Genomic DNA, 24,192 nt, shown 5'->3' on the forward strand with positions numbered 1-24,192 from the left:
CACAGCTGCTCGAGCCGCTGTGTGGAGCCGGGCGAGCTGTGTGAGCTCTCAGTCCCAGCGGAACTCGGCGCAGGCCTGTTCCAGGCAGTCCAGTGCCAGCGGCAGCATCGGGTTGGTGTTGTTCGGCCGGTACAGCACCAGCACCTGCCGGAAGGGGCGGCTGCCGGCCAGGGCAACAGTCCGCACGCCGCCGTCCGGCCAGGCCAGCGCGGGCAGCATGGCGACCCCGAGCTCCCTGGCCACCAGCTCGCGGATCACCCCGTAGTCGTTGCTGCGGAACACGATGCGCGGCACGAACCCGGCGTCGGCGGCCAGCCTGGCCAGCGAGCGGGCGCCGGCGGTGTCCGCCCTGGTACAGATCCAGGTCTCGGTCGCGGCCTCGGCGAGATCGACCTCGGCCTGCCCGGCGAACCGGTGCCCGGGTGGCACGGCCAGCGCGAACGGCTCGGTGAGCAGTTCGGCCCGGTGCAGCTCGACCGGCCAGTCGCGGCGGTCCCGGTCGTAGTCGAACACCACGGCGGCGTCCAGCGTGCCCTCCAGCACGCCGTCGAGCACCTCGTCCGGCTCGCCCTCGTCCAGCTGCACCTCGGCGTTCGGGCGCCGGGCCACCACGGCGGCGAGCGCGGCCGGCACGATCCGGGCGTTCGCGGTGGCGAAGCTGGCCAGCCGCAGGCTGCCCGCCTCACCCCGGACCATGGCCGCCGCCTCGCGTTCCAGGGTACTCAGCGCACCGAGTGCCGCCCCGCTGCGCTCAGCGAGCTGCTCGGCCACCGCGGTGGGGCGCACGCTGCGCGCGGACCGCTCGAACAGCGCCGCGCCGACCGAGCGCTCCAGCTGGAACATCTGCTGCGACACCGCCGACGAGGTGTACCCGAGCTCCCGGGCCGCCTCGGCGAACGACCGGGTGCGCACGCAGGCCCGCAGCGTGTGCAGGTGGATCGGGTTGAGCACCCGGTGATCGTATGACCCTGTGAGTGGCGAGTGGCCCTGTAGGACCACTCGCCACTCACGGGGCTGGAGCGGTCAGACGTAGTGGAACAGGGGCGGGAAGGCCAGGACCACGATCCAGGCCCACGCCGCGTACACGGGCAGGTAGCCGGTCTGCCAGCGCTCGAGCGCCGCGAACGGCGTGCGCCGACGGAGGAACCCCAGCAGCAGCCACGCCGAGCAGGCGAGGTTGGCCAGCAGGATGACGTTCTCGCCGAGCGCCGCGGTCCGGTTGGGCGTGGTGCCGCCCTCGGTGATGCGCCCGGCGATCTCCACCAGCACCAGCACGTCGATGGCCAGCGCGCTGACCACGAGGGCGAGCTGCAGTTTGTCGAACAGCCCGGGCGGGGCCAGCGGATCACGGGCCGAGGTCGAGTAGAGCAGCAGCCCCAGCACCACGACCAGCAGGAGGTCGAACAGGATCAGCGCCTGGCGCTCGACGTCGATGCCGGCGCTGGTCCAGACGATCGCCACGAGGAAGGCGAGCAGCACCGCCGTGAACAGCGGCGTGAACAGCCGCGTCAGCACCGGGGCGATGTTCTCGACCACGCTCTGCTTCGCCTCGACGAGCCACCCGGCCACGACGGTCGCGGCCATGCCGCCGCAGGGCAGGAGCCAGAGCGAGACGAACTTCTCCGGGTCGATCCCGATCGCCTGGAAGGTGCCGAAGACGAATGCGGTGAGGACACCGCCGCCGAGCGCGATGAGGACGAAGTAGACGAACCACTCACCGGTAAAGCGGATGAAGTCCATGCGTCGGCGGGACGAGCGCCACTCGTCGGCCACATAGGCCAAGCCCACCACGAGCCACAGGGCGATGGGCAGGTGGATGCTGGTGATGACCATCGACTGCGACGCCTCGGGCAGCGGATAGGCGTTGGCCGCCGCGGCACCGAGCGCGAACAGCCCCACCAGTATCCCGATCAGCGGGCGGCGGGCCTGCCTGCGCCAGGCCAGGAAGCCGGCCAGCCACGGCAGCGCCAACACGCTGAGGTTCGGCCCGTAGAACGTGCCGTCCGAGGCCAACCTCAGCCCGAACAGCTCCGGAACCTTGATCGACGCCGCCGCGCCGGCCGCGCAGACGACCATCGCGAGCAGGACCCGCCGCGACCGGGTCCGCGCCGCCGGGCTGTCGGAATCATCGGTGAGCACGAGCTGCTTCCACAGCCGTTCCGAGTGCTCCCGGGCGAACTCGCGCGACAGCTCGTCCAGGCTGCCCATGCGCTTCACCGCGACCAGGAATGCCTCGTCGGCGCGCAGGCCGCTCCCGACAAGCTCGTCGACGGAGCCGCGCAGATGGTCCTCGAGCTCGTCGACGTCGGGCTGTCGCAGCTCCCGGCGGCGCTGTACGTAGTCACGCCACTGCGCGAACTGCGCCTCCAACTCGTCCTGGCCACCCACCGCCGTCATGCGTGCCCCTCCAGCGGGCGCACTGTCAACGACCTGACATCACCGGGGCCCTGCCAGATCGCCTTGAGCGCGTCCACGACCGTGTCCCACTGGCGACGCTGCTCGGCGAGCTCGGCCAGGCCCTGGTCGGTGATGCGGTAGTACTTGCGCCGCCGCTCCCCCGCGACCGACTGCCAGCTCGACTCCACGTGACCGACGCGCTCCAGCCGGTGCAGCAACGGGTAGAGCAGCCCCTCGGTCCAGTCCAGCTCGCCCCCGGAGAGCTCGTTGATCCGCCGGAGGATGGCGTAGCCGTAGCTCGCCTCCTCGGCCAGGATGCCGAGCACCATCGGAGTCGCCGAGGCGGCCACCAGATCCTTGGCGACCTTCACCGGTCCTCACCCCGCAGCAACCCTAGAAGCACGATGCATAGTACTACGATGCATAGTACTACTAGGTATCAAGTGGTCTGTGTCAGCGGGGTAGGCGGCCGCGCAGGCGCATCGCGGTGCGGACCCGTTCGGTGGCGATGTCCAGTGCGGCCTCGTGCGTCGTCACCCCGGTCGACTCGGCGTGTGCCAGCACGGTGTCGGTGTTCTGCCGCAGCCGGCTGGAGACCGCCTCGAAGATCGCCGCCGGGTCGGGGCGGAACGCCGAGTACCGGGCGTCCATCGCGAACGCGGCGGCAACCACCCCACCCGCGTTTGCGATGAAGTCCGGCACCACGGTCACGCCGCGCCGGGCCAGTACCGTGCGCGCCTCCGGACTGGTCGGCAGGTTCGCGCCCTCCACCACGAGCGACGCCCGGATCCGGGCCGCCACCGCCGCGTCGATCACGTCCTGGATGGCGGCCGGGATCAGCACGTCGCAGTCGAGCACCAGCTCCTCCCCCGCCGCCAGCCGCTCGCCGGGCGCCACGCCGAGTACGCAGTCGTCACCGCGCTCGGCCCGCAACGCCAGCCAGTGCGCGACGTCCAGCCCTCCCGGGTCGTGCACGCCGCCCCGGGACGTGGACAGCGCCACCACCGTCGCGCCCATCTCGTCGAGGCGGCGCGCGGCGGCCACCCCGACCGCGCCGAACCCCTGGAACGCCACCCGCGCACCCTTCACCGACCGGCCGGCCCTGCGCAGCGCCGCGTCCACCGACTCGGCGACCCCGTAGCCGGTCACCCCGAGCTCGTCGTAGGGCACCCCGCCGAGCTGCTCGGGCACCCCGACCGCCGCGCCGCGGTCACCGAGCTCGTCCTGGATGATCGCCGCGTCGTTCTCGGTCATGCCCATGTCCAGCCCGGCCACGTAGGACGACGGGATCTGGTCGGCGAGGCGGCGCACGTACGCCCGCAGCACCCGCTCCTTGTCCGGGCTGGCCGGGTCGAACCGGATGCCGGCCTTCGCGCCGCCGTGGAACAGGTCGACCGCCGCCCACTTCCAGGTCATCACCCTGGCCAGCCGGGCGATCTCCGCCACGGTCACCGACGGGCTCATCCGGGTGCCGCCCTTGCCCATGCCGCGCGCGGTGTTGTCGATCACCAGCACGCCGCGCATCCCGGTCCGGGGGTCGGACACGCAGACGATCTTCTCCGGGCCCCACTCGTCGATGCTCTCCAGCAGGTCGGCTGTCATAGTGCCCATCCAGGATTCGGTTGTGATCGGTAGGGAGACACCAGAGGTCAGACGAAGTTCAGCTCTGGCCGCGACGCCAGGCCGGCGAACCGCCGCACGTCCAGCGCGGACACGTCCACCACGGGGGTGTGCCCGAGTACCAGGTCACGCAGCACCTCGCCGATCGCCGGGCCCTGCAGGAAGCCGTGCCCGGAGAACCCGGTGGCGTAGAGGAACCGGCTGACCGCCGCCGCCTCGCCGACCACCGCGTTGTGGTCCGGGGTCATCTCGTAGAGCCCGGCCCAGCCGTGCGCGATGCCCACCTCGGACAGTGCCGGCGCCCGCCGCGCCACGACCTCGGCGAACCGGCCGAGCCATTCCGCGCTGCGCGAGGTGTCGAAGCCGAAGCCCTGTTCGGAGTCGGACATCCCCATCAGCAGTCCGGGGCCCTCGTCGTGGAAGTAGAAGGAGGTGCCGAAGTCGATGGTGAACGGCAGCTCCGGGGGCAGGTCGGCGACGGGTTCGCTGACCACCACCTGGCGGCGCAGCGGCCGCACCGGCAGTGCCACCCCGGCCAGCTCGCCCACGCGGGCCGACCAGGCACCCGCCGCGCAGATCACCGTGCCGGTACCGACGGTGCCCGAGTCGGTGCGCACGCCGGTGACCGCGCCGTCCACCACGTCGATCCCGGTGACCGTGCAGTGCCGCCGGATGGTCGCCCCGTGCGCCCGGGCACCGGCGGCGTAACCTGCCACCACCGCCTCCGGCGTGCAGTGCCCGTCGCGGGCCGAGAACGTCGCGGCGAGCAGTCCCTCGGGGTTGACGTAGGGCGACATCGCGCACGCCTCGGCGACGTCCAACATCCGGCTCGGCACCCCGAGCTCGTTCTGCACCGCCACGTTGCGCTGGAACGCGGCCACGTCGTCGGTGTTGTCCAGCAGGAACAGGTAGCCGTGCTGCACCAGGTCGATCTCGCCACCCGGGCGGTCGGCGAACCGCTCGAACGCCTCGAGGCTACGCAGGCCGAGCTGGATGTTCACCGGGTCGGAGAACTGCGCGCGCACCCCGCCGGCCGCCCGCGAGGTGCTGCCGGAGGCCAGCTCGTCGCGCTCCAGCAGCAGGACGTCCACCCCAGCCTCGGCCAGGTGGAACGCCGCGCTGGTCCCCACCACACCGCCGCCGATCACCACCACCTCGGCGCGCCCGGGCAGTTCGGCGGCCATGCTCAGCGCTCCGGCTGGTCGAGGCTGGACAGCCGGTAGTCCAGGTCCGGCTCCACCGTTGCGACGTCCATCTGCGCCTTCTGCAGCTTGCCGGAGAAGTCCCAGTTCATCGACTGCCAGCGGGTGAACTGGTCGAGCACCCAGATGCCGGACTGCCGGCTGCCGTTGCCCGACTTCCCGTTGCCGCCGAACGGCAGGTGCGCCTCCGCGCCGGAGGTCGAGTTGTTCACGCTCACCATGCCGGCGCCGACCTTGGCGCGGAACCGGAACGCGGTGGCCGGGTCGGTGGTGTAGATCGCGGCGGACAGCCCGTAGCCGGGCGCGTTGGCCAGCTCGATGGCCTCGTCCAGGTCGCGGTAGGTGGTTACCCCGACCAGCGGGCCGAACGTCTCCTGCTGGAACACCTCGTCCTCGGCGCGCACCCCGTCCAGCACCACCGGGTGGTAGAACAGCCCGGCGGCCGGGTCGCCGACGAAGCCGTCCCTCGGGGCACTGGAGGTGATCCGGCCGACCGAGCTGGAGCCGAGCACGCGGTGGTGCGCGGCGACCCAGCCGAGCACCTTCTCGAACCCGTCCGCGAACTTCTCGTCCAACAGCGGCCCGTACAGCACGTCCCGGGTGGGGTCACCGATCCTCGCGGACCGCACCGCGGCGTCGAACCGGCGGATGAACTCGTCGTGCAGGTCGGCGTGCACGATCACCGAACCGAGCGAGGTGCAGCGCTGCCCGGCCGTGCCGTACCCGGAGAACAGCGCGCCCTCCACCGCCAGGTCCAGCTCGGCGTCCGGGGCGATCACCATCGGGTTCTTGCCGCCCAGCTCCAGGCACGGCGACTGCAGGTGCCGGCCGCACAGCTCACCGATGCGCACCCCGACCGCGCTGGACCCGGTGAACCCGACCTTGTCCACCACCCCGGCGGCGAGTGCCTGCTCCAGGCCGTTGTAGGTGCTCGCACCGTCGGCGAACACCAGGTTCAGCACCCCGGCCGGCACCCCGGCCCGCCAGGCCAGCTCGGCGAGCGCCCGCGCGCTGGCCGCCGCGTACTCGGCCGGCTTCCACACCACGGCGTTGCCGCACAGCAGCGCCGGCACCAGGTACCAGGACGGCACCGCGACCGGGAAGTTGCCGGCGGTGATCACAGCGGCGACCCCGACCGGCACCCGGAAGGTGAACAGCTGCTTGTCCGGCATCTCGGAGGGGACCGTCTGGCCGTAGAGCCGCCGGCCCTCGCCGAGGAAGAAGTCGCAGGTGTCAATGATCTCCTGCACCTCGCCGAGCGCCTCGGCGGACGGCTTGCCGATCTCTCTGACGACCAGTGCCGCTAGTGATTCTTTATTGGCCTCCACCAGGCGGCCCAGGTTGGCGATCACCCGGCCGCGGACCGGCGCCGGCACCTCGGACCAGGCGACCTGGGCCCGCTTGGCCGACTCGGCGGCGCGGCGGAAGTCCTCGGCGGCGGCCAGTCGGACGTCGGCCACCACCTCGTCACACCGGCTCGGATTGCGGGACGTGTACTCCGCTCCACCCGCGACCTCGACACCGTCGACGATCGAGGCCAGCTGCATCGGCACCATGGGAGAGAACCCTAGGCGGCCGTGGCGGCGCTGCCGAGGCCCGCCGGCCGAAGTCTTACCGGCGCTGAACCCCAGCAGCGCTTGCGCTCGCGGCGCCGATCATGCGCGAAGACGCCAGGGCGGGCGAAGTGCCGGCCGCCGGGCGCACCGAATGAGAACTGGGAATACCTGCCACTCTATTGGTGGCGGTCAGTACCCCCGCTACGCAAGATTCAGCAGGTAATGCCCTCAATTGCCGGCAACAGCGGTCGGGTCGACCACCACAAAAGACACGTAGTGATCGCCCGTGTAGTACACCTCATGGGTCTGGCCGGTAATCAACCGCCGAGTGCCGCGATCCCGTGAACCCGGCGTCGGCACGGTGTACTCGTGGTAGTAGCCGCGGGTGTGCGCCGGCAGCAGGTGCTCGGCGTTGTTGAACACGATGCCGTCTCGCGAGTAGGTCAACTTCCCGCCGGTCTGGATGGTCCGCCACACCTGGGCGACCTGCACGGGCAGCGCACACAGCGAGCGCACCGGCAGGTGTGACTCCTTCGCCCCCGGGGCGCTCGCCGACGGCGCGGGACAGCCGGCCGGCGCGGCCGAGGCCGCACTCGACCCGGCGAGCGACTGGGCGGTGGAGGTGGCGGTACCGGCCGAGCACCCGAGCAGCAGCGCGCCCAGCAACCCGACCAGGCCGACCAGGCCGACCAGCCAGGTCAGCCGCCGGCCCAGGGGTCGGCTATCGGCACGGGACACCCCGGTCAGCTCCCCGGGCGATCGCTCCGGGCGCCGCGGTAGCGGGCCCACCAGCCGTCCACCTTGTCCGAGGCCAGGTCGGCGAGCACGGCGACCCCACCGCACAGCGGCAGCAACACCACGATGGCCAGCACGACCTGGAACGGGAACGCCAACTGCGTGATCCAGAGTTCGACCGAATCCCACCAGTCGGCCAGCGAACGCAACACGCCCCACAGGGTAGACCGACGCCCCGCGGACTACCGTCGAGGCCATGTTCGCCGTTTACGCAGCCGAGCCCAACCGCGACGACCCGATCGCCTCCCTCACCGTCGGGGACCGCCCGGAACCCGAGGTACCGGACGGTTGGGTGGCCGTCGACATCACCGCCGCCAGCCTGAACATGCACGACATCTGGACCCTGCGCGGCGTCGGCATCAAGCCGGAGCAGTTCCCGATGATCCTGGGCTGCGACGGTGCCGGCACGCTCGCCGACGGCACCGAGGTCGTGCTGCACTCGGTGATCGGCGACCCGAGCTGGACCGGCGACGAGACGCTCGACCCGCGCCGCAGCCTGCTCACCGAGCGACACCAGGGCAGCTTCGCCGACACCGTGGTGGTGCCCGCGCGCAATGCGGTACCCAAGCCGGCCGGGCTGTCCGCGGTGCGCGCCGCCGGCATGGGCACCGCGTGGCTGACCGCCTACCGGATGCTGTTCACCAAGTCCGGGCTGCGGCCGGGGCAGACCATGCTCGTGCAGGGCGCCTCGGGCGGGGTGTCCACCGCGTTGATCCAACTGGGGCGCGCGGCCGGGCTGCGGGTCTGGGTGACCGGCCGCGGCGACGACAAGCGGGCGCTCGCTGAGAAGCTGGGCGCGCACGCCACCTTCGCCTCCGGCGAGCGGCTGCCGGAGAAGGTCGACGGGGTCTTCGAGACCGTCGGCGAGGCGACCTGGAGCCACTCCCTGCGCGCCCTGAAGCCGGGTGGCGTGATCGTCTGCTCCGGCTCGACCAGCGGCCCGAACCCGCCCGCTGACCTGCAGCGGCTGTTCTTCCTGCAGCTTCGTGTGATCGGTTCCACAATGGGAACTCTCGACGAGCTGCGCGACCTGCTGGCGTTCGTGGACACCGCCGGAATCGTCCCCGAGGTGGGGCTGGAACTGCCGCTGGAGCAGGCGGAAGAAGGGTTCCGGGCCATGCTGGAAGGCAGGACCGCGGGTAAGATCATCTTCACGCGTGCGCAAAACAAATGACCGCAATCACCCATCGGTGCCAGGTCATATACCACTTTCGAGCGATGACACGTACACTCTTTTGTCGTGATTAGTCCATCCGTGCCTTCACCGCGCACCCCTCCGGATTGCGTCACGCGTACCCCTCCGGATTGCGTCAGTGTGGTCGAACTTCTCGATCATGCCGACCGGGCTGTCGACGCGGTTCTGACTCCCGTCACCGCGCAAGAAGGGCTGAGCCGGGAAGGCTGGCGGGTCCTGCTCCTACTCTCCCGAGGAGGGGGCCGGAGCATGGGTGAGATCGCCGAGCACGCGGCGGTGCCCAACCCGACCGCCACCCGGGTGGTCGACCGCCTGGTCGCCCACTCGCTGGCGTTCCGCCGCAACGACCCCAACGACCGCCGGCGGGTGCTGGTACACCTGGCACCGAACGGCCGGCAGGTCGTGGAGCGGATCAGCCGTCAGCTGGAGCAGCGGGTGGACGGCGCGCTCGGCAAGATCGCCACTGGCGGCCAGGCACTGAGCAGCCTGCTGAACCGCGTCGCCGAGTCCATTCCGGTCGCCAAGTAACCTCGCACCACCGGATGGGGCGGCCGGCCAGCCGCCCGCCGCGGGCCCCATCGGGGCGGCCGGGCAGCACCAACGACGGTGCGCCGCGGCCGCGCACCGCCCGCTACTACTTCTTCGACTTCGCCTTGTCGCCGGACTCGTCGGTCGACAGCGCCGCCACGAAGGCCTCCTGCGGAACCTCGACCCGCCCGATCGTCTTCATCCGCTTCTTGCCCTCTTTCTGCTTCTCCAGCAGCTTGCGCTTACGGGTGATGTCGCCCCCGTAGCACTTGGCCAGCACGTCCTTGCGGATCGCCCGGATGTTCTCCCGCGCGATGATGCGCGAACCGATCGCGGCCTGGATCGGCACCTCGAACTGCTGGCGCGGGATCAGCTCGCGCAGCTTCGCCGCCATCGTCGTGCCGTAGCCGTAGGCGGAGTCCCGGTGGCGGATCGCGGAGAACGCGTCCACCGGCTCGCCCTGCAGCAGGATGTCGATCTTCACGAGGTCGGCGGCCTGCTCGCCGGCCTCCTCGTAGTCCAGGCTCGCGTAGCCCCGGGTCCGGGACTTCAGCGCGTCGAAGAAGTCGAAGATGATCTCGGCCAGCGGCATCGTGTACCGCAGCTCGACCCGGGTCTCGGACAGGTAGTCCATGCCGCCCAGCTGGCCGCGCCGGGCCTGGCACAGCTCCATGATCGAGCCGATGAACTCCGACGGCGCCAGGATGGTGACCTTGACGATCGGCTCGTGGATCTCCGCCACCTTGCCGGTCGGCCAGTCCGACGGGTTGGTCACGGTCATCTCGGACCCGTCGTCGAGCACCACCCGGTAGACCACGTTCGGCGCGGTGGAGATCAGGTCGAGGCCGGCCTCGCGCTCCAGCCGGTCCCGGGTGATCTCCAGGTGCAGCAGGCCGAGGAACCCGCACCGGAAGCCGAAGCCCAGCGCGGTGGAGGTCTCCGGCTCGTAGGTCAGCGCGGCGTCGTTGAGCTGCAGCTTGTCCAGCGCCTCGCGAAGCTCCGGATAGTCCGAGCCGTCCACCGGGTAGAGCCCGGAGTAGACCATCGGGCGCGGCTCGCGGTAGCCGGTCAGCGCCTCGGTGGCGCCGTGGTGCTGGGAGGTGACGGTGTCGCCGACCTTGGACTGCCGGACGTCCTTCACCCCGGTGATCAGGTAGCCCACCTCGCCGACGCCGAGGCCCTCGGAGGGCTTCGGGTCGGGCGAGACGATGCCGACCTCGAGCAGCTCGTGCACGGCGCCGGTGGACATCATCTTGATTCGCTCGCGCGGCGTGATCCGGCCGTCCACCACCCGGATGTAGGTGATGACGCCCCGGTAGGTGTCGTAGACCGAGTCGAAGATCATCGCCCGCGCCGGTGCCTCCGGGTCGCCGACCGGTGCCGGCACCAGCCGGACCACCTCGTTGAGCAGCTCACGCACCCCGGACCCGGTCTTCGCGCTGACCCGCAGCACGTCCTCGGGCTCACACCCGACGATGTGCGCGAGCTCGGCGGCGTAGCGGTCCGGGTCGGCCGCCGGCAGGTCGATCTTGTTGAGCACCGGGATGACGGTGAGGTCCTTCTCCAGCGCCAGGTACAGGTTGGCCAGGGTCTGCGCCTCGATGCCCTGCGCGGCGTCGACCAGCAGGATCGCGCCCTCGCAGGCCTCCAGCGCCCGGCTGACCTCGTAGGTGAAGTCGACGTGCCCCGGGGTGTCGATCAGGTGCAGGACGTGCTCGGTGTCCCCCACCTTCCAGGGCAACCGGACGTTCTGCGCCTTGATGGTGATGCCACGCTCGCGCTCGATGTCCATCCGGTCCAGGTACTGGGCCCGGTAGTTGCGCTCGTCGACCACGCCGGTGTACTGCAGCATGCGGTCGGCCAGGGTGGACTTGCCGTGGTCGATGTGCGCGATGATGCAGAAGTTGCGGATGCGCTCCGGCGCGGTGAACGTGCGGTCGGCGAACGTGCTCACTCGGTTCCTTTACTGGCGGGGGCCCTGACGGGGCTCCTTCCATGGTCGCACGTCCGCTGACCTGCCCCCGCGCGTACGCCCGCCGAGGTGGCCGATCTCTCCACCCCGGCGGCCATCTCGGCGGCCATCTCGGCGGGCACGGACCGGCCTGCGATCGCCGGGCGCGGGTGCGATCAGACCGAGAACAGGTGGCTGACCTTGGGCGGCGGGTCGGACAGCTCGCGGACCCGGTCCAGGCTCAACTGGTCCGCGCCGGTCAGCCGCCCGCTGTGCTGGCGCAGGTGCTCCTCCCAGGACGGCACGACGAACTGCTCGACGACCAGCTCCGGGCGTTCGCCGTCCCGGTAGGCGCGCCAGCTGACCGCGCCGGTGCGCAACCGGGTGCGGCGCACCGCCACCAGTCCGGCCAGCAGCTCGTCGAGCTGGCCGCCGGGCACCACGTACTCGACGGTGACCAGCACCGGACCCGGGTTCTCCTCGGGGTCGAGCACCAGCTGCGGGTCGAGCCAGGCGGGCGCCTCCCCCCGGTCCACCCCCGCCACGTCGAGCAGCGGCAGCAGTCGCGCCGACGCGGCGCCGGCCAGCAGCAGCGCCGCGCTGACCACGAAGGTGAGCGGCAGGTCGAGCGGCACCGCGACCAGCCCCCACAGCGCCGAACCGCCGGCCGTGGCACCGAACAGCACCACCTGGTAGAACGACAACCCCCGGGCCCGTACCCAGCGCGGCAGGAAGCCCTGCACCGTCGCGTTCAGGCTGGACAGCACCATGATCCAGGCCACCCCGGCGGGCAGCAGCACGAGCACGACCAGCCACGGGATCCGCACCAGCCCGACCACCAGCAGCGCGGCCGCGTAGCTCACGCTGGCCAGCGTGAGCAGCATCGTCGGGCTCCACCGGCGGCGCAGCCGGGGCAGCAGCACCGCGCCGACCAACGATCCGATGCCCAGCGCGGCCAACAGCAGCCCGTAGCCGCCGGAGCCGATACCCAGGCGCCGGTCCGCGATCAGCGGCAACAGCGCCCAGAGCGCCGAGGCGGGCACGATGAACAGCACCAGCCGCAGCATCACCCGCCGGACCACCGGGGCATGCCGGACGTAGCGCCCGCCGGCCCGCAGCGCGGACAGGAACGCCTCGGGGTGCGGCCGGTCCACCGGCTCCGGCCGCCACCACACCAGCACCGCCGCGAACACCAGGAAGGTCACGGCGTTGATCGCGAAGACCGCCGCGACGCCGATCCAGGAGATCACCAGCCCGGCGATGGCCGGGCCCACCGCCCTGGCCAGGTTGACGCTGATCGAGCCGAGCGCGGCGGCGCCGGGCAGCTCGGCTCGCGGCACCAGCTCGGGGATCACCGCCTGATACGCCGGCAGCTGCACCGCCGCGCCCGCGCCGAGCAGGAAGGTGAGCACCAGCAGCAGCGAGGGGCCCATCGCACCGGTCGCGGTGAGCACCGCGAGCACGGCCCCGACCACGGTCTGGAACAGCTGGGTGACCAGCAGCAGCCGGCGCTTGTCCAGGAACTCGGCCAGCACCCCGGACGGCAGCGCGAACAGCAGCACCGGCAGGCTGCTCGCGGTCTGCACCAGGGCGACCAGTACCGACGCACCGGGCCCGGAGACCAGCAGCCACTGCGCGCCGACGGTCTGCATCCAGGTGCCGATGTTGCTCAGCAGTACCGCGATCCACAGCGCCCGGAACACCGCCGACCGCAGCGGCGCCCACGGCGAGGGAGCCCTGTCCGCTGCCTTGTCCGCTGCCCTGTCCGCGGCCATCGCCCACCCCTGTGCACCAGCCGGCGCCCCGTCCCCGGCCGCGGCGGCCCTCCGATGTGTCCGGAGCGAGTATCCGGTGTGCCGGATCCGGGAGTGTGACCGCGCTGGTCGACCGGAGCGGCGGCGCGGTGAGCAACACCATGTTCACTGTGGGCTGCTTGCCGACGGCCGGAGGACAGGCAACGATCAAGCTGGACCGACCATCACCGGGAGCGTGAGATGACCTTTACCCCACTGCCCAGCCTGAGCCGCCGCGACGCCGCGACCGCCGTGCTCGCCGCGAAGAAGCGCCTGGGGCTGTCCTGGGCGACCATCGCCGAATCCGTCGGGCAGTCCACCGAGTGGAGCACCTCGGCGCTGCTGGGCCAGCAGCCGCTCAGCGAGAAGCAGGCCGCCGCCGCCGGCAACGTGCTCGAGCTCGACGAGGCGGTCGTCGAGGCACTGCAGCTGCCGCCGGTGCGCGGTGTCGACGCGGTGGACACCAGCGAACCGATCGTCTACCGGCTGCAGGAAGCCATCCAGGTCTACGGCAGCACGATCAGCGAGCTGATCCGCGAGGAGTTCGGCGACGGCATCATGAGCGCGATCGACTTCGAACTCGACTTCGAGCGGGTGCCCGACCCGAAGGGCGACCGGGTCAAGCTGACCTTGAGTGGAAAGTTCCTGTCGTACCGGGTCTGGTGAGCTCGGGTCCGTGGTCGCTGGCGACCTTGGTCACCAGGCCGAGCCGCCGGTCGGCGTTGCTCGGCCGACCCCGGCCCCGCTTGTAGGCGAGCACGACGCCCTGCTGGATGATCTCGCCGCCCCAGACGCCCCAGGGCTCCTCCCGGTCCAGCGCGCCCGCCAAGCAGGCCGCCTTGATCGGGCAGTGCCCGCACAGCGCCTTGGCGAGGTGCAGGTCGGCCGGGCGCTCGGCGAACCACAGCTCGGGGTCGGCCTTCGAGCAGGGCGGGTGGGACGTCGTGGCCGTCAGGTTTGTTGTTCCCCTCATGACCACGATGGTTGTCGGGCGGCGGCGCCCGGACATCAGGGAAGATACGGAGATTCGCCCCGGGAACCCTGAGACTTCGGGGCGCTGTTACCCTGGTAAGTCGAATGCCCGCGTGATCCTCCCGCCGGGCTGCAGCGGCCCGTCGCCAGTCAGCGGCGCGCGGCGAACAACGACGAACAGGAAGACCAGAGGCAGTCGCGTGGCCAACATCAAGTCGCAGATTAAGCGGGTCAAGACCAACGAGAAGCGCCGCCAGCGCAACAAGTCGGTCAAGTCAGCCCTCCGGACCTCGATCCGCCGCTTCCGCGAAGCCCTCGAAGCCGGGGACAACGACAAGATCGTCGAGCGTCAGCGCTCCGCCAGCCGCGCGCTGGACAAGGCGGCCAGCAAGGGTGTCATCCACCAGAACCAGGCCGCGAACAAGAAGGCCGCGATGGCCCGCAAGGTCAACGCGAGCTGATCGCTCACCGACGTACATCGCCTCAGAACTTTCTTTCGCCCCAGCTGTAATACCCGCTGGGTCGGCGGCGATGAACTGAGTAGAACTCCCGCTGCGGCCATCGGCGGCGCTGTCCACTCCCGTGGGGTAGCGCCGCCGATTTGCTGTGCCCTACCGCCGGCGCGCCCGCCCACTCGCGCCTCGCACAGACCCGCTGTGGCCCGCACAGCCCGTGCACGGGCTGTGCGGGCAGCACCCGGTCTGTGCCAGCCACAACAGCAGCTAGCTGACCTCGCGGGCTTCCACGATCCGCAGCACGGCGCGCTCGAGCGCATAGTTCGGGTCGGGCGCCGCGCCCTTGACGTCGGCGTTGACCACGGCCACCGCCGCCATCGCGAGCGCGATCCCGGCCGGCCGCCAACCGCGGGCCTGCGCCTGCGCCTTGCGGATCTTCCACGGCGGCATGCCCAGTGCCCCGGCCATCTTGAACGGGTCGCCCCGGCCGGCCGCACCGACCTTGGCCACCGTACGGACCGCGTCGGCAAGCGCGTCGGCCACCAGCACCGCCGGCACCCCCAGCACGATCGCCCAGCGCAGTGCCTCGAGTGCACCGGAGCGGTCCCCGGTGATCGCCTTCTCGGCCACCGCGAACCCGGTGACCTCGGCGCGGCCCCGGTGGTACCGGCGCACCGCGTTCTCGTCGACACCGCCGTCGGTGTCCGCGACCAGCTGCGCCGACGCGGCCGCCAGCTCGCGCAGGTCGTTGCCCACCGCGTCGAGCAGCACCCGGATGGCCTCCTGGGTGATACGCCCACCGGCCCGGCGGATCTCGGCGCGGACGAAGTCCACCCGCTCGTCGTACTTCGTCACCCGCGGGCACTCAGTGATCTCGGCACCCGCGCCGCGCAACACGTCGGCCAGCGCCTTGCCACGCGCGCCCCCCGCGTGCAGTACCACCAGGCTCACCCCGTCGGCCGGGTCGGCGACGTAGTCGGTGATCATCGAGGCGACGTCCTTGCTCGCTTCATGGGCCGCGTCCAGCACCACCACCCGCCCCTCGGCGAACAGCGACGGACTGATCAGCTCGGCGAGCTCGGCCCTGGTCAGCGAAGCGGCGGCGACCCTGCGCAGCTCGGCGCTCGGGTCGGCCGCCCGCGCCGAGGCCAGCGCGTTCTCCACCGCCCGCTCGACCAGCAGCTCCTCGTCGCCGACGATCAACCGGAGCGGCGGAGTGGTCACGCTGATCGCGGCGCCGTGGTCGGCCTGGCTCGCGGGCGGGCTGCTCATGCCGCCATCGTCCCAGCCCCGCCGGACACCCCCGGACGTGCCACCCCGAGGGCACCGGAGGGAGCCCTGGCCCGCATCCCCCGGGCGGGCGGCCCGGAGCGCACAGGCAACAGGGCGGCCCGCGCCGGGCGAGTGAGCCGGCTCCCAGATCGCGGAACAGACTGGGCGGAATGGGCAACCTTGACGTAACGTGGCCTTAGCTCACCTCCGATGGCGAGCGGTCCGAGCGCGGGCCACAACTGAATAAGGCTCATCCAGAGGGGCAGAGGGAACGGCCCTGCGAAGCCCCGGCAACCGGCATTGACCGATCTGCGCATAGCCGTTGCGCAGCACGCCCGTCATGGGCGAGGTCGCTCAGTGATCACGGTGCCAATTCCGACCCGCATGTTGCGGGACAGATGAGGAGACCTCGCGATGTCCGTGAGCACCACGCTATCCGCTTCCACCTCGCTCGACCTCGGGCCGGCCCGTGCCCTGTCCTGTCGCGAGTGTGGCCATGAGATCCCGCTCGCCCCGGAGTTCGCCTGTCCGGAGTGTTTCGGCCCGCTCGAGGTCGCCTACGACTTCGTCGGCGTCACCCGGGAGCGCATCGAGGCCGGTCCCAAGTCGATCTGGCGGTACGCCTCGCTGCTGCCGGTGCCGACCGACGTGACCCGCCACCCCAACACCGAGCCCGGGATGACCCGCCTGGTGCGCGCGGAGCGGCTCGGCAAGGAAATCGGCCTCAAGAACCTGTGGCTGAAGGACGACACCGGCAACCCCACCCACTCGTTCAAGGACCGCGTGGTCGCGGTGGCCCTGGCCGCCGCCCGTGAGCTCGGCTTCAGCGTGCTGGCCTGCCCGTCCACCGGCAACCTGGCGAACGCCGTCGCGGCCGCCGCGGCCCGTGCCGGCTGGCGCTCGGTGGTGCTCGTCCCGAAGTCGCTCGAGCAGGCCAAGATCCAGATGACCGCCGTGTACGGCGGCACCCTGATCGCGGTGGACGGCAACTACGACGACGTGAACCGCCTCGCCACCGAGCTGGCCGCCGAAGAAGAGGACTGGGCGTTCGTCAACGTGAACGTCCGCCCGTACTACGCCGAGGGCTCCAAGACGCTGGGTTACGAGGTGGCCGAGCAGCTGGGGTGGCGGCTCCCGGAGCAGATCGTGGTGCCGGTGGCCTCCGGCTCCCAGCTGACCAAGGTCGACAAGGCGTTCCGCGAGCTCGGCACGCTGGGCCTGGTGGAGCCGACGCCGTACAAGGTGTTCGGCGCACAGGCCACCGGCTGCTCGCCGGTCTCGGCGGCATTCGCGGAGGGCCACGACGTGATCCGTCCGGTCCGGCCGGACACCATCGCGCGCTCGCTGGCCATCGGCAACCCGGCGGACGGCCCCTACGTGCTCGACACCGTGCGGCGTACCGGGGGCGCGGTGGCGGACGTGTCGGATGCCGAGGTGGTGGACGCGATCCGGCTGCTCGCCCGGACCGAGGGGATCTTCGCGGAGACCGCCGGCGGGGTCACCCTCGCCTGCACCCGCAAGTTGATCGAGTCCGGTCAGCTGGACCCGGAGGCCGACACCGTGCTGCTGATCACCGGCGACGGGCTGAAGACGCTCGACGCGGTCGCCGGTCACGTGGGCCCGACCGCCACCGTGTCGTCCTCCACCGCCGAGGTCCGGCGCGTGCTGCAGGGCTGAGCCGACCCACCCCTGCCGACCCACCGCTGAGCCGACCCACCGCTGAGCCAACCGACCGCTGAGCCGACCCACCGCTGAGCCAACTGACCGGGGTACCCGACCACTGAGCCCGGCCGCACCGACAGATCACGTCGAGCGGCCGGGCTCAGCCGCGTCCACGCTGGCGGGGCGCCGGCCGGGGATGACCTCGGGCCACCGCCACCGGGCCCTCCCTGGAGGCCACCACGGCCACGTCGCCGGACTCGTCGGTACGCCGCACCAGCGTGCCGGCCCGGCGGAGCGCGTCCAGCACCGTCGAGTTCGGGTGCCCGTAGGTGTTGCCGGCGCCGACACTGACCAGGGCGAGCCGGGGATGCACCGCCGCCAGGAAGCCGGGCGAGGTGTACCGGCTCCCGTGGTGCGGGACCTTGAGCACGTCTGCCCGCAGGTCGACACCGGAGGTCAACAGGCTCGCCTGGGCCAGTAGTTCGACGTCACCGGTGAGCAGCAGGGTGCCGGTCGGCGCGGTCGCCCGCAGCACGAGGGAGGTGTTGTTCACGTCGGTGCCGTCGGTCGGGTCGACCGGGTCCGCCGGGTCGACTGGACCGAGGACCCGCAGGCTCAGCGCCGGCCAGTCCAGCTGTTGGCCCGCGCGCAGCTCCAGCACCGGGATGTTCCGCTCGGCGGCGGCCCGGTGGACCCGTTCGTCGGCCCAGGCCGGCTGATGCGCCGGGCCGAGCGCGACCGCGCCCACCGCCCTGCCGCCCAGCGCCGCGGCCAACCCGCCCAGGTGGTCGGCGTGCAGGTGGGTGATCACCACGAGGGACAGGACGCTGATCCCGAGTCGGCTCAGGCAGCCGTCCACCGCGCCGTCCTCGGTGCCGGTGTCCACCAGCACGCCGCGCCCGGCCTGGCCGGTGGCCAGCACGACCGCGTCACCCTGGCCGACGTCGCAGGCCACCGCCGACCACCCGGTGGCCGGCCAACCCGGCGTCACGAACCGGGTCGGGATCACGATCAGCAGCACCCCGATCACCGCCGCCACCAGCAGCGCGCGCAGCCGTCGGTGGCGCAGCAGGAGCACGCCGACGATCACCGCGACGGTGAGCAGCGCGGCGCCCCGGATTCCGGCCGGCCAGGTCAACGCGGCACCCGGGACGGTGGCACCCCAGTGCGCCACCCAGACCAGCCAGCCGACGGCGGGCTTGGCCAGCCAGGCGCACAGCTGTGCGAGCACCGAACTGGCCGGCGACACGACGGCGGCGAGCACACCGAGCACGGTGACCGGGGCGACCGCCGGCGCGGCCAGCAGGTTCGCCACCACCGCGACGAGGCTGACCTGCCCGGACAGCCCCGCCACGAGAGGCGCGGTGACCAGGTGGGCGGCCGCCGGCACCGCGAGCGCCTCGGCCACCCCCGGCGGCACGCCGAGCTGACGCAACCACGCCGACCATGGGGGAGCCAGCAGCACCAGGGCACCGGTGGCGAGCACGGACAGCGCGAACCCGGGATCGGTGCCCAGCGCGGGGTCGACCAGCAACAGCCCGAGCACGGCCGCCGCCAGCGCCGGGAGCACCGAGCGGCGCCGGCCCACCAACACCGCGAGCAGCGCCACCGCTCCCATCACCGCCGCGCGCAGCACACTGGGCGACGGCCGGGCCAGGATCACGAACCCGACCAGCGCCAACAGCGCGAGCAGCACCCGGGCACGCGGCCCGGCCCGCAACAGCGCGAGCAACCCGAACACCGCGGCACAGACCATCGCCACATTCGCACCGCTGACTGCGGTCAGGTGCAGCAACCCGGTGGTCCGGAACTCCTCGCGCAACGTCCATGGCATCGCGCTGGTGTCACCGATGGCGAGGCTGGGCAGTAGCGCGGCGGACTGCTCCGGCAGCACCGCGGCCGCCGCGCCGCGCAGCCCGTCGCGCAGAGCGTCCGCGCCGCGCTGCCACCACGGTGGCGGTGTGACCTCCGAGGGCGGCCCTCGGACCCGCAGCACCGCCACGGTGAGATCCGCCCTGGTCGCCGGGGCGAGCAGTCCGGAAGCGGTCAGCTCGACCCCGGGCAGCAGCTCCGCCCAGCCGTCCCGGGGCGCGATCAGCAGCAACCGACCGCCGACCGTCCAGTGCTCCCCGTCCGCGCTGGCGTTGACCAGCTCCGCCGGGATGGCGAACTGGCTGGCCCCGCCCTGGCGACCGCCGTAACCGGCGGCCGCCCCGTCGAACACCGGCGCCGGGTCACCGCTGAGCACGACCCGGGCGGTGGCCGCACTCGCTCGCTCGGCGGACGGCCGCAGCGGGTGATGCGCAAGCTGGTAGCCGGTCAGGGTGATCACCAGGCCCGCGGCGGTGACGCAGCCGGCCGCGGCGAGCACCCCGGGGGCCGACCGAGAATCGGGTCGCCGGCGCAGGCGCACCCAGGCCTGCGGGACCGCGAGCGCCGCGAGCGCGGTCACCGCCGCGGCGGCCGCCCAGCCCGCGGTGAGCCCGAGGATGACTGTCAACCAACTCAGCAGAGCGGCTGGCAACAGGCGTAGATCGAGCGCGGGCTGGCCGTCGGTCGGGCCGGACCGGGTCGCGGTCGATCCGGACCGGCTGCCGTTCATATCGTCACCTGGTCCCGGAGCTGGCTGAACCGCCGCTCGCCGATTCCCTCGATCTCACGCAGTTGGTCGATCGAGCTGAACCGGCCGTGCCGCGTCCGCCAGTCGAGAATGCGCTGGGCGGTGACCGGCCCCACCCCGGGCAGCGTGTCCAGTTGCTCGGCGGTGGCCCGGTTCAGGTCGACCTTGCCTCCCGAAGCCGGCGCCCCGGCGGCCGGGCCACCGACGGCGCCGCCAGGTGCGAGGGCGTCCGGCGAACCGGCCGGCGGTGCCACCCCCACCAGGATCTGCTCGCCGTCGGCCACCCGCCTCGCCAGGTTCAGCGAGGTCAGGTCGGTCCCGCGCACCGGTCCGCCGGCCTTGGCCAGCGCATCGGCCACCCTGGCCCCCTCGGGCAGCTGGACCAGCCCCGGCCGCCGGACCTTGCCCGCCACACTGACCACCAGCGGCTGCCCCGCGCCCGGCAGCCGGCCGACCGCCCCGGACACCGCCGAGGTCGGGGCCAGCTCGGCCGCACCGGCCACGGTGAGCGACGGCGGCTGCTCGGCGACCGGCCGGTCCCGCCACACCCCGACGGCCGCGAGCACCGCCGCCACGGCGGCCACCAGAGCCAGCGCGACCGCACCCGGGCGACCCGGATCGAGCCGGAGCCCACGCCAGTTCGGCGGGATCCAGCGCTCGCCCAGCCGGGCCAGCCGATCCGACGCGCCGGCCAGCAGGGGCAGCGGCGCGGTTGTCTCCGCGGGGGAGGTCCACGGCTCCCCCGTACCGGTACCCGACCCGACGGGAGCCGCCGCCGGGCCGCCGGGCTCCGGGCCGCCGCGTCCCGCCGACCGAGGCCTGGGCACCTCAGGACCCAGCGGCCACGGCGGCGCCGAACCGGCACCCGCTGACCGCGGCCGCGCCTCCGGGCCACTCAGGCCACTCGGGCCGCTCGGGCCGCTCGGGCCGGAAGTCTCCGCACCGATCAAACGGAACGCCCGACCACCCACCTCCGGACCGGCCGGACCGGACTCCTCCGCACCGATCAAACGGAACGCCCGTCCACCCACCTCCGGACCAGGCGGACCGGGGTCCTGCGCACCGATTAAACGGAACGCCCGACTGGACGCCTCGGTACCGGGCGCACCGATCAGACGGAATGCCCGAGCGGAGGCCTCGGTACCGACCCGGTGCGATCCCGTGACACCAACGGGACCGGGAGCCTCGCCGCCGACCAGGGCAGACTCCTCGTCACCGCCCAGCGCGGCCCCGGTCCCCGCGCCGGCCAGGCCGGAGGCACCAGCGAGCCCGGCCGCCCTGGCTCCAACCGTGTCCTCTCCAACCGTCTCCTCTCCAACCGTCTGTCCTCCGGCCGGACCGGACGCCTCGGCGCCGATCGGGCGGGACGGCCCGGCACCGGCGGCGCGCGGCGGAGCCGGTCCGACGGCACGCCGGGGCACTCTCAGTGCGGTCAGCCGATCGCTCGCCGAGCGCTCTCCGGGCCCGGGGAGCCCCACCTGTGCCGTTGCCACGTGCCCAAAACTAGGAGCAATCCCGATGTCGCGGGGTGCGCGGACGGCCAGCTGTGGACAACTGACCTCGCTGTGCACAACCCGCCCGACCACGCCGAACGAGCTCACCCAGTGTCGGCCCGCTGTGCCACACTGCCCGGCCCGGTCAGCTCAGCCCAGTCAGCCCGGTCCGGTCAGCCCAGCCCGACGCGCACGCCGTGCACCACCGCCGCACACGCCGACGGCCGCCGCACCGTCACCGCACACCCACTTCGCGCGCCACACATCCACTGCAGCGGGTGTGCGGCACACCTAACGGGTGTGCTGACCGAGCCGACCGCTGACCGAGCCGACCACCACCGAGCCGACCACTGACCGAACCGACCACCGCCACCCAGCGCCGACGATCACGCCGGCGGCACCACGACCACGCCGAGCAGTCCCGGCCCGGCGTGCGCCCCGAGCACCGCGCCGACCTCGGACAGCAGGCACGGCTCGGCCGCCGGCAACTGAGCGGCCAGCCGGTGCACCAGTTCCTCAGCCCGGTCGGCGGCGCCGAGGTGGTGCACGGCCAGCTCAGCGGGACCGGACCCGGCCGCCTGCGCCGCCAGCTCGACCAGCCGGGTCATCGCCCGCGCGGCGGTGCGCACCTTCTCCAGCGGCTCGATCAGCCCGTCCGTCACGTGCAGCACCGGCTTGACCGCCAGCGCGCTGCCCAGCCAGGCTGTCGCGGCCCCGATCCGACCACCTCTGCGCAGGTGTTCCAGCGAGTCGACGCAGAAGAACACCCTGCTCCGGGCCGCCACCTTCGCGGCCGCATCCTCCACCTGGGCGCCGAGGCACCCGGCCGCCGCCGCGCGGGCCGCCGCCAGGACCGCAAATCCCAACCCCATCCCGGTCGAGCGGGAGTCGACCACCCGCACCAGACCCGGGTCGAAGTCGTCGGCGGCGATGCGGGCCGCCTCCCAGGTGCCGGACAGCCGCCGGGACAGATGTATCGAGACCACCTCGCTCGCCCCGCCGTCGAGCAGTTCGCGGTAGCGCGCGGTGAACTCCGCCGGTGCCGGCCGGGAGGTGCCGACCGCGGTCGACGGATCGGCCAGCGCCGCGGTGACGTCGGCGGGCCCGACGTCGACGGTGTCCCGGCCCAGCCGCTGACCCAGGCTGACCCGCAGCGCCACCACGTGGATGCCGTGCCGGGCCGCCAGTCCGGTGGGCAGGTAGGAGGTGGAGTCGGTCAGTACCGCGACCGTCATCGAGTGGCCACCACGGTCAGGACGGCTCGGCGGAGCGTTCCCGGCGGCGGCGCAGCAGCCGGTACACCAGGTAGGCCGCGAGCAGTACGGCGATCACGGCGATCGGTCCCCAGGTGAGGTACCGCGAGATCGTCTCGAGCGAGGCGGAGAAGCCGTATCCGAGGAGCACACAGCCGCCGCCCCAGAGCACTCCGCCGGCCATGTTCCAGGGCAGGAAGGTCCGCAGGTAGGGCAGTCGGGCCATGCCGGCCATGCCGGGGATCAACGCCCGCAGCAGAGCCGTGCAGCGGCCCAGGAACACCGCCTTGCCACCGTGGCGGTGCAGGAAGGCATCGGCGGTCGCCCAGTGCTTGACGCCCACCCTGCGGCCGAACCGGGACTCGCGCAGCGCGGGTCCATAGTGTCTGCCCACCTCATAGCCGACGCTGTCGCCCACGACCGCGCACACCGCCGCGACCGCCACCATCGGCCACAGGCTGATCCAACCCTGGTGCGCGCCGAACCCGGCGACCAGCAGCGACGCCTCGCCCGGGAACACCACGCCGACCATGATCGCGGCCTCGGCGAAGGCGAAGAACCCGGCGATCAGGTAGAGCCACCCGCCGACGTGCTCGCCGATCCGATGGAGCAGGTCCAGCACCACGGTCCGACTACCTCCCCGATGTTCCGGACGACGATCCCAAGTGTGCGTCGGACACCAGTGTCGCGAGCAGCTCGGCCAGCCCCGCGCCCACCCGCTGGTGTCCGTACCAGCCGTAGTGCATGCCGTCGGGGTTGCCGTCGCCGGCCCGGATGTGGTCGCCGATCAACGCCGAGACGTCCAGCACCGCCGCGCCGACCTCCGCCGCCCAGGCCCGGGTGGCCCGCTCGGCGGCCGCCCGCCCGGCGTGTACGTAGCCGTAGGCCGCGGCCCGGTGCACGCCGGGCAGCAGGGCCACGACCGGGATGCCGGGACGGATGAAGGTGACCGCGCGCCGACAGGACTCCAGGTACTGCACGGTCAGCTTGGGCGGCAGCGCCACCGGGCCGCCGCCGGGCAGCACGGACAGTGCCCTGGCCAGCGCCGGCTGGGCGCCCAGGTAGCCGTCCCGGACCACCCGCCGCAGCCCGGGCGGGCGCAGCGACGGGAGCAGCTCGCGGAGCGCGGTGGGCAGCGGTGACGGCAACGTGTCCATCCCGCCGACGCCGAGCACCAGTGCGTCCACGGTGGGCATCACCGGCCAGATCCTCGGGTCGCGGGTCAGCCCACGCCACGCGTGCCGGGCCGTCCAGCCGTAGCCCGCGAGCAGCTCGGCGCGTCCGCCGAGCGCGGTGGCGGCCTGGTTGTGCCACAGCCGGGGGTCGTCGGCCGGCTCGGCGCGCTCGGGCCCGTAGAAGGCCAGCGAGTCGGCCAGCACCAGCAGGACCGGGCCACCCGGCCGCGCGGCACCGACCGCGCCGGCACCG

The 24,192-nt window shown here is 72.5% G+C and carries 22 protein-coding genes and 1 riboswitch; of the genes, 5 read left to right on the top strand and 17 right to left on the bottom strand.

Annotated elements, in window-relative coordinates; genetic code table 11:
- Positions 1-48: 48 nt before the first annotated feature.
- The 8 genes from ACTXG6_RS42240 to ACTXG6_RS42275 all read right to left on the bottom strand — a co-directional run bounded on the left by ACTXG6_RS42240 (position 49) and on the right by ACTXG6_RS42275 (position 7,722).
- Positions 49-951: a LysR family transcriptional regulator gene (locus ACTXG6_RS42240; RefSeq protein ID WP_445184915.1), complete on the bottom strand. Its 903-nt coding sequence runs from the start codon at positions 949-951 to the stop codon at positions 49-51.
- A gap of 72 nt (positions 952-1,023) precedes the next feature.
- On the bottom strand, positions 1,024-2,397 hold the full coding sequence (locus ACTXG6_RS42245) for a permease prefix domain 1-containing protein (protein ID WP_445184916.1): 1,374 nt from the start codon (positions 2,395-2,397) through the stop codon (positions 1,024-1,026).
- Positions 2,394-2,768 carry a PadR family transcriptional regulator gene (locus ACTXG6_RS42250; protein WP_445184917.1) on the bottom strand — a complete coding sequence of 125 codons (375 nt, stop codon included), beginning with the start codon at positions 2,766-2,768 and terminating at the stop codon, positions 2,394-2,396. Before ACTXG6_RS42250 ends, ACTXG6_RS42245 begins: the two co-directional genes overlap by 4 nt.
- 82 nt (positions 2,769-2,850) lie before the next feature.
- On the bottom strand, positions 2,851-4,008 hold the full coding sequence (locus tag ACTXG6_RS42255; RefSeq protein WP_445184918.1) for a Glu/Leu/Phe/Val family dehydrogenase: 1,158 nt from the start codon (positions 4,006-4,008) through the stop codon (positions 2,851-2,853).
- A 38-nt stretch (positions 4,009-4,046) separates the two neighbouring features.
- Entirely contained in the window at positions 4,047-5,201 is a 1,155-nt protein-coding gene (locus tag ACTXG6_RS42260; RefSeq protein ID WP_445184919.1) for an NAD(P)/FAD-dependent oxidoreductase, read from the bottom strand.
- A gap of 2 nt (positions 5,202-5,203) precedes the next feature.
- On the bottom strand, positions 5,204-6,775 hold the full coding sequence (locus ACTXG6_RS42265) for an aldehyde dehydrogenase family protein (protein WP_445184920.1): 1,572 nt from the start codon (positions 6,773-6,775) through the stop codon (positions 5,204-5,206).
- A gap of 228 nt (positions 6,776-7,003) precedes the next feature.
- Positions 7,004-7,513 (bottom strand): ribonuclease domain-containing protein, encoded by a 510-nt coding sequence (locus tag ACTXG6_RS42270; protein WP_445184921.1) that lies wholly within the window; start codon positions 7,511-7,513, stop codon positions 7,004-7,006.
- Positions 7,514-7,518: 5 nt separating this feature from the next.
- Positions 7,519-7,722, bottom strand: coding sequence for a hypothetical protein (locus ACTXG6_RS42275; RefSeq protein ID WP_445184922.1), 204 nt, complete (start codon positions 7,720-7,722; stop codon positions 7,519-7,521).
- A 44-nt stretch (positions 7,723-7,766) separates the two neighbouring features.
- Between ACTXG6_RS42275 and ACTXG6_RS42280 the strand changes: the two genes are divergently transcribed.
- Complete coding sequence (locus ACTXG6_RS42280) at positions 7,767-8,744, top strand: zinc-binding dehydrogenase (RefSeq protein WP_445184923.1); 978 nt, start codon at positions 7,767-7,769, stop codon at positions 8,742-8,744.
- Positions 8,745-8,885: 141 nt separating this feature from the next.
- Positions 8,886-9,293: a MarR family winged helix-turn-helix transcriptional regulator gene (locus ACTXG6_RS42285; RefSeq protein WP_445184924.1), complete on the top strand. Its 408-nt coding sequence runs from the start codon at positions 8,886-8,888 to the stop codon at positions 9,291-9,293.
- 106 nt (positions 9,294-9,399) lie between these two features.
- Here ACTXG6_RS42285 and lepA read toward each other — a convergent pair whose 3' ends face one another.
- On the bottom strand, positions 9,400-11,247 hold the full coding sequence (gene lepA, locus ACTXG6_RS42290; RefSeq protein WP_445184925.1) for a translation elongation factor 4: 1,848 nt from the start codon (positions 11,245-11,247) through the stop codon (positions 9,400-9,402).
- A 173-nt stretch (positions 11,248-11,420) separates the two neighbouring features.
- A complete protein-coding gene (locus tag ACTXG6_RS42295; protein ID WP_445184926.1) occupies positions 11,421-13,019 on the bottom strand; it encodes an MFS transporter in 1,599 nt (532 codons plus the stop codon).
- A 219-nt stretch (positions 13,020-13,238) separates the two neighbouring features.
- Between ACTXG6_RS42295 and cynS the strand changes: the two genes are divergently transcribed.
- Positions 13,239-13,703 (top strand): cyanase, encoded by a 465-nt coding sequence (gene cynS / locus ACTXG6_RS42300; RefSeq protein ID WP_445184927.1) that lies wholly within the window; start codon positions 13,239-13,241, stop codon positions 13,701-13,703.
- Here cynS and ACTXG6_RS42305 read toward each other — a convergent pair.
- A complete protein-coding gene (locus ACTXG6_RS42305) occupies positions 13,657-14,010 on the bottom strand; it encodes a WhiB family transcriptional regulator (RefSeq protein WP_445184928.1) in 354 nt (117 codons plus the stop codon). The two genes, cynS and ACTXG6_RS42305, sit on opposite strands and share 47 nt — an antisense overlap.
- Positions 14,011-14,209: 199 nt before the next feature.
- Between ACTXG6_RS42305 and rpsT the strand changes: the two genes are divergently transcribed.
- Positions 14,210-14,470 (top strand): 30S ribosomal protein S20, encoded by a 261-nt coding sequence (gene rpsT, locus ACTXG6_RS42310; protein ID WP_445184929.1) that lies wholly within the window; start codon positions 14,210-14,212, stop codon positions 14,468-14,470.
- 261 nt (positions 14,471-14,731) lie between these two features.
- Here the strand turns inward: rpsT and holA are convergent, their stop codons facing one another.
- Positions 14,732-15,736, bottom strand: coding sequence for a DNA polymerase III subunit delta (gene holA / locus ACTXG6_RS42315; RefSeq protein ID WP_445184930.1), 1,005 nt, complete (start codon positions 15,734-15,736; stop codon positions 14,732-14,734).
- 247 nt (positions 15,737-15,983) lie between these two features.
- Positions 15,984-16,141: riboswitch (SAM riboswitch) on the top strand.
- A gap of 9 nt (positions 16,142-16,150) precedes the next feature.
- Between holA and thrC the strand changes: the two genes are divergently transcribed.
- Entirely contained in the window at positions 16,151-17,413 is a 1,263-nt protein-coding gene (gene thrC / locus ACTXG6_RS42320) for a threonine synthase (RefSeq protein ID WP_445184931.1), read from the top strand.
- Between the two features lie 145 nt (positions 17,414-17,558).
- Here the strand turns inward: thrC and ACTXG6_RS42325 are convergent, their stop codons facing one another.
- The 5 genes from ACTXG6_RS42325 to octT all read right to left on the bottom strand — a co-directional run bounded on the left by ACTXG6_RS42325 (position 17,559) and on the right by octT (position 24,149).
- The gene (locus ACTXG6_RS42325) at positions 17,559-20,000 is read right to left on the bottom strand and encodes a DNA internalization-related competence protein ComEC/Rec2 (RefSeq protein WP_445184932.1); all 2,442 of its coding nucleotides are present in this window, start codon (positions 19,998-20,000) and stop codon (positions 17,559-17,561) included.
- A complete protein-coding gene (locus tag ACTXG6_RS42330; RefSeq protein ID WP_445184933.1) occupies positions 19,997-20,845 on the bottom strand; it encodes a helix-hairpin-helix domain-containing protein in 849 nt (282 codons plus the stop codon). The genes ACTXG6_RS42325 and ACTXG6_RS42330 overlap by 4 nt, the downstream gene beginning before the upstream one ends.
- A gap of 1,052 nt (positions 20,846-21,897) precedes the next feature.
- Positions 21,898-22,746 (bottom strand): DegV family protein, encoded by an 849-nt coding sequence (locus ACTXG6_RS42335; RefSeq protein WP_445184934.1) that lies wholly within the window; start codon positions 22,744-22,746, stop codon positions 21,898-21,900.
- A gap of 16 nt (positions 22,747-22,762) precedes the next feature.
- Complete coding sequence (locus ACTXG6_RS42340) at positions 22,763-23,389, bottom strand: DedA family protein (protein ID WP_445184935.1); 627 nt, start codon at positions 23,387-23,389, stop codon at positions 22,763-22,765.
- A 7-nt stretch (positions 23,390-23,396) separates the two neighbouring features.
- Complete coding sequence (gene octT, locus ACTXG6_RS42345; protein ID WP_445190270.1) at positions 23,397-24,149, bottom strand: diglucosylglycerate octanoyltransferase; 753 nt, start codon at positions 24,147-24,149, stop codon at positions 23,397-23,399.
- Between the last annotated feature and the right edge of the window lie 43 nt (positions 24,150-24,192).

The sequence above is a fragment of the Pseudonocardia sp. Cha107L01 genome, from assembly GCF_052566575.1.